Origin of the sequence: Micromonospora noduli (genome assembly GCF_003264475.1) — a bacterium.
Taxonomy (GTDB): domain Bacteria; phylum Actinomycetota; class Actinomycetes; order Mycobacteriales; family Micromonosporaceae; genus Micromonospora; species Micromonospora noduli.
Genome location: NZ_PYAC01000014.1, coordinates 1 through 5,434 on the forward strand (window position 1 = coordinate 1; position 5,434 = coordinate 5,434).

Consider the following 5,434-nt stretch of genomic DNA (forward strand, 5'->3'; position numbering starts at 1 on the left):
ACGGTTTGACACGGCGAAGACGGTGAGGTAACGTAGTAAAAGTGCCCGGCGCGAGAGCGGCGGGGACGCGGTACGAAAAGCCCCGGTTGGGGTTCCACTTGGTGGGGCTTCTGGTCGGTGTGTGGTTGTTCTTTGAGAACTCAACAGGGTGCTTGTAAAGCCAGTGCCAATTATGATTTATACCCCGGACTGGTCAGGCTTTGTGTCTGGCTGGTTGGGATTCCTTTGGCAACATTTGTTTGTTGTCAGGATGCTGTTCAACTAATTTTTTGTTGGAGAGTTTGATCCTGGCTCAGGACGAACGCTGGCGGCGTGCTTAACACATGCAAGTCGAGCGGAAAGGCCCTTCGGGGTACTCGAGCGGCGAACGGGTGAGTAACACGTGAGCAACCTGCCCCAAGCTTTGGGATAACCCTCGGAAACGGGGGCTAATACCGAATATTACCGTCGGCCGCATGGCTGGTGGTGGAAAGTTTTTCGGCTTGGGATGGGCTCGCGGCCTATCAGCTTGTTGGTGGGGTGATGGCCTACCAAGGCGACGACGGGTAGCCGGCCTGAGAGGGCGACCGGCCACACTGGGACTGAGACACGGCCCAGACTCCTACGGGAGGCAGCAGTGGGGAATATTGCACAATGGGCGGAAGCCTGATGCAGCGACGCCGCGTGAGGGATGACGGCCTTCGGGTTGTAAACCTCTTTCAGCAGGGACGAAGCGAGAGTGACGGTACCTGCAGAAGAAGCACCGGCCAACTACGTGCCAGCAGCCGCGGTAAGACGTAGGGTGCGAGCGTTGTCCGGATTTATTGGGCGTAAAGAGCTCGTAGGCGGCTTGTCGCGTCGACCGTGAAAACTTGGGGCTCAACCCCAAGCCTGCGGTCGATACGGGCAGGCTAGAGTTCGGTAGGGGAGACTGGAATTCCTGGTGTAGCGGTGAAATGCGCAGATATCAGGAGGAACACCGGTGGCGAAGGCGGGTCTCTGGGCCGATACTGACGCTGAGGAGCGAAAGCGTGGGGAGCGAACAGGATTAGATACCCTGGTAGTCCACGCTGTAAACGTTGGGCGCTAGGTGTGGGGGGCCTCTCCGGTTCCCTGTGCCGCAGCTAACGCATTAAGCGCCCCGCCTGGGGAGTACGGCCGCAAGGCTAAAACTCAAAGGAATTGACGGGGGCCCGCACAAGCGGCGGAGCATGCGGATTAATTCGATGCAACGCGAAGAACCTTACCTGGGTTTGACATGGCCGCAAAACTCGCAGAGATGTGAGGTCCTTCGGGGGCGGTCACAGGTGGTGCATGGCTGTCGTCAGCTCGTGTCGTGAGATGTTGGGTTAAGTCCCGCAACGAGCGCAACCCTCGTTCGATGTTGCCAGCGCGTTATGGCGGGGACTCATCGAAGACTGCCGGGGTCAACTCGGAGGAAGGTGGGGATGACGTCAAGTCATCATGCCCCTTATGTCCAGGGCTTCACGCATGCTACAATGGCCGGTACAATGGGCTGCGATACCGTGAGGTGGAGCGAATCCCAAAAAGCCGGTCTCAGTTCGGATCGGGGTCTGCAACTCGACCCCGTGAAGTCGGAGTCGCTAGTAATCGCAGATCAGCAACGCTGCGGTGAATACGTTCCCGGGCCTTGTACACACCGCCCGTCACGTCACGAAAGTCGGCAACACCCGAAGCCGGTGGCCCAACCCTTGTGGAGGGAGCCGTCGAAGGTGGGGCTGGCGATTGGGACGAAGTCGTAACAAGGTAGCCGTACCGGAAGGTGCGGCTGGATCACCTCCTTTCTAAGGAGCACCTTCACCTGAAAGGGTGCAAGGAGCCCGCGGCCCACGAATGTTGGGTCGGGGTGCTCAGATGGCGGAGACACTGGCAAGTTTTGCCCTGGCAACGGCCGGCGGCGCCTAGTACAGCCACCTTCGGGTGGTGGGAACGGTGGCTTCTGGTGCGGCTGGGGGGAGATGTGAGCACCCTGTTGGGTCCTGAAGGAACAACCATTGGTTGTTGTTTCAGAGACGTGGCCGGCCTCCTGTGTGGGGGCTGGCAGTCTGCCAGGCATGGCCTGGCCCCACATACCGCCAACTGTGGTTGGGTTTGGTGTGGGGCGGATCGGGTTGTGGGTTGGTCGTTTGTTGAGAATTGCACAGTGGACGCGAGCATCTTTGTGGTCAAGTTGTCAAGGGCGAACGGTGAATGCCTTGGCACCAGGAGCCGATGAAGGACGTGGGAGGCCGCGATAGGCCTGGGGGAGCTGTCAACCAAGCTGTGATCCCAGGGTGTCCGAATGGGGAAACCTGGCACCAGTCATGTGGTGTCACCCACACCTGAACACATAGGGTGTGTGGAGGGAACGCGGGGAAGTGAAACATCTCAGTACCCGTAGGAAGAGAAAACAATTTAGTGATTCCGTGAGTAGTGGCGAGCGAAAGCGGATCGAGGCTAAACCGGCTGCGTGTGATACCTGTCAGGGGTTGCGTGGTCGGGGTTGTGGGACCCTGCTGAACAAGCTGACACTTGTTCGAGAAGTTACAAAGTCAGTGGCTAGTCGAACAGTCTGGAATGGCTGACCGTAGACGGTGAGAGTCCGGTAGGTGAAAGTTGCTGACCTTCTGTGGGTGTTCCCGAGTAGCGGCGGACCCCTGAAATCTGCCGTGAATCTGCCAGGACCACCTGGTAAGCCTAAATACTTCCTGGTGACCGATAGCGGACAAGTACCGTGAGGGAATGGTGAAAAGTACCCCGGGAGGGGAGTGAAATAGTACCTGAAACCGTTCGCCTACAATCCGTCGGAGCCTTGCGGGGTGACGGCGTGCCTTTTGAAGAATGAGCCTGCGAGTTAGTGGCATGTGGCGAGGTTAACCCGTGTGGGGGAGCCGTAGCGAAAGCGAGTCTGAATAGGGCGATTCAGTCGCGTGTCCTAGACCCGAAGCGGAGTGATCTAGCCATGGGCAGGCTGAAGCGCGGGTAAGACCGCGTGGAGGGCCGAACCCACCAATGTTGAAAAATTGGGGGATGACCTGTGGTTAGGGGTGAAAGGCCAATCAAACTCCGTGATAGCTGGTTCTCCCCGAAATGCATTTAGGTGCAGCGTCGCGTGTTTCTTGCCGGAGGTAGAGCACTGGATGGTCTAGGGGGCCCACAAGCTTACCGAAATCAGCCAAACTCCGAATGCCGGTAAGTGAGAGCGCGGCAGTGAGACTGCGGGGGATAAGCTTCGTAGTCGAGAGGGAAACAGCCCAGATCACCAGCTAAGGCCCCTAAGCGTGTGCTAAGTGGAAAAGGATGTGGGGTCGCATAGACAACCAGGAGGTTGGCTTAGAAGCAGCCACCCTTTAAAGAGTGCGTAATAGCTCACTGGTCAAGTGGTTCCGCGCCGACAATGTAGCGGGGCTCAAGCACACCGCCGAAGCTGTGGCATTCACATTTTATCCTCGCTTGGACTTGATTCCTTGTGCAGGTGTGTGGATGGGTAGGGGAGCGTCGTGCCGCGAGTGAAGCAGCGGGGTGACCCAGTTGTGGACGCGGCACGAGTGAGAATGCAGGCATGAGTAGCGAAAGAAGGGTGAGAAACCCTTCCGCCGGATGACCAAGGGTTCCAGGGCCAGGCTAATCCGCCCTGGGTGAGTCGGGACCTAAGGCGAGGCCGAGAGGCGTAGTCGATGGACAACGGGTTGATATTCCCGTACCCGCGAAAGAGCGTCCCTGATGAACCTCGTTGTGCTAACCACCCGAACTGCCTGATGTCTTCGGACGGATGGTGGGGAGCGTGGGAACCTGATGGGTAGTAGTCAAGCGATGGGGTGACGCAGGAAGGTAGCTGAGCCCGGCCGGTGGTTGTGCCGGGGTAAGCGTGTAGGCCGTGTTGTAGGCAAATCCGCAACACATGAAGGCTGAGACGTGATGCCGAGCCGATTCAGGTGAAGTCAGTGATCCTATGCTGCCGAGAAAAGCCTCTAGCGAGTTCTTAGCGGCCCGTACCCCAAACCGACACAGGTGGTCAGGTAGAGAATACCGAGGCGATCGGGCGAACTGTGGTTAAGGAACTCGGCAAATTGCCCCCGTAACTTAGGGAGAAGGGGGGCCGGAGACGTGAAGCCCCGCGCGGGTGGAGCGTTGTATGGCCGCAGAGAGCAGGGGGAAGCGACTGTTTACTAAAAACACAGGTCCATGCGAAGAAGTAATTCGATGTATATGGACTGACGCCTGCCCGGTGCTGGAACGTTAAGGGGACCTGTTAGCTCTTCGGGGCGAAGCGGAGAACTTAAGCGCCAGTAAACGGCGGTGGTAACTATAACCATCCTAAGGTAGCGAAATTCCTTGTCGGGTAAGTTCCGACCTGCACGAATGGCGTAACGACTTCCCCACTGTCTCAACCACAGGCCCGGCGAAATTGCAGTACGAGTAAAGATGCTCGTTACGCGCGGCAGGACGGAAAGACCCCGGGACCTTTACTATAGCTTGACATTGGTACTCGAATTAGCTTGTGTAGGATAGGTGGGAGCCGGTGAAGTCCATACGCCAGTATGGGTGGAGGCAATCTTGAAATACCACTCTGGTTGATTTGGGTATCTAACTTCGGACCGTTATCCGGTTCAGGGACAGTGTCTGGTGGGTAGTTTAACTGGGGCGGTTGCCTCCTAAAAGGTAACGGAGGCGCCCAAAGGTTCCCTCAGCCTGGTTGGCAATCAGGTGTTGAGTGCAAGTACACAAGGGAGCTTGACTGTGAGACTGACAGGTCGAGCAGGGACGAAAGTCGGGACTAGTGATCCGGCACTTGCGAGTGGAAGCGGTGTCGCTCAACGGATAAAAGGTACCCCGGGGATAACAGGCTGATCTTCCCCAAGAGTCCATATCGACGGGATGGTTTGGCACCTCGATGTCGGCTCGTCGCATCCTGGGGCTGTAGCAGGTCCCAAGGGTTGGGCTGTTCGCCCATTAAAGCGGTACGCGAGCTGGGTTTAGAACGTCGTGAGACAGTTCGGTCCCTATCCGCCGTGCGCGTAGGATACTTGAGAAGGGCTGTCCCTAGTACGAGAGGACCGGGACGGACGAACCTCTGGTGTGCCAGTTGTCCTGCCAAGGGCACGGCTGGTTAGCTACGTTCGGAAGGGATAACCGCTGAAAGCATCTAAGCGGGAAGCCTGCTTCAAGATGAGGTATCCCACCCACTTTGTGGGGTAAGGCCCCCAGCTAGACGACTGGGTTGATAGGCCGGAAATGTAAGCCCGGTAACGGGTTCAGTTGACCGGTACTAATAGGCCGAGGACTTGACTACTAAGCTGCTACGCGTCCACTGTGCAACTCTGAACAAGCGAACACCCGTGACTTTGTGCCGGGGTTGTTTGATATGTTCATAGAGTTACGGCGGTCATGGCGGAGGGGAAACGCCCGGTTACATTCCGAACCCGGAAGCTAAGCCCTCCAGCGCTGCTGCAAC

2 rRNA genes and 1 other annotated feature are annotated in these 5,434 nt (G+C 57.6%); both genes read left to right on the forward strand.

What is annotated here, in order from left to right:
* The first annotated feature begins 269 nt into the window (after positions 1–269).
* Positions 270–1,784: ribosomal RNA gene (locus MED15_RS18490) — 16S ribosomal RNA — on the forward strand.
* A gap of 379 nt (positions 1,785–2,163) precedes the next feature.
* Positions 2,164–5,272: ribosomal RNA gene (locus MED15_RS18495) — 23S ribosomal RNA — on the forward strand.
* Together the 16S and 23S rRNA genes form the textbook arrangement of a ribosomal RNA operon.
* Positions 5,273–5,357: 85 nt before the next feature.
* Positions 5,358–5,433 (forward strand) — a sequence feature (5S ribosomal RNA rRNA prediction is too short).
* The last annotated feature ends 1 nt before the right edge of the window (position 5,434 follow it).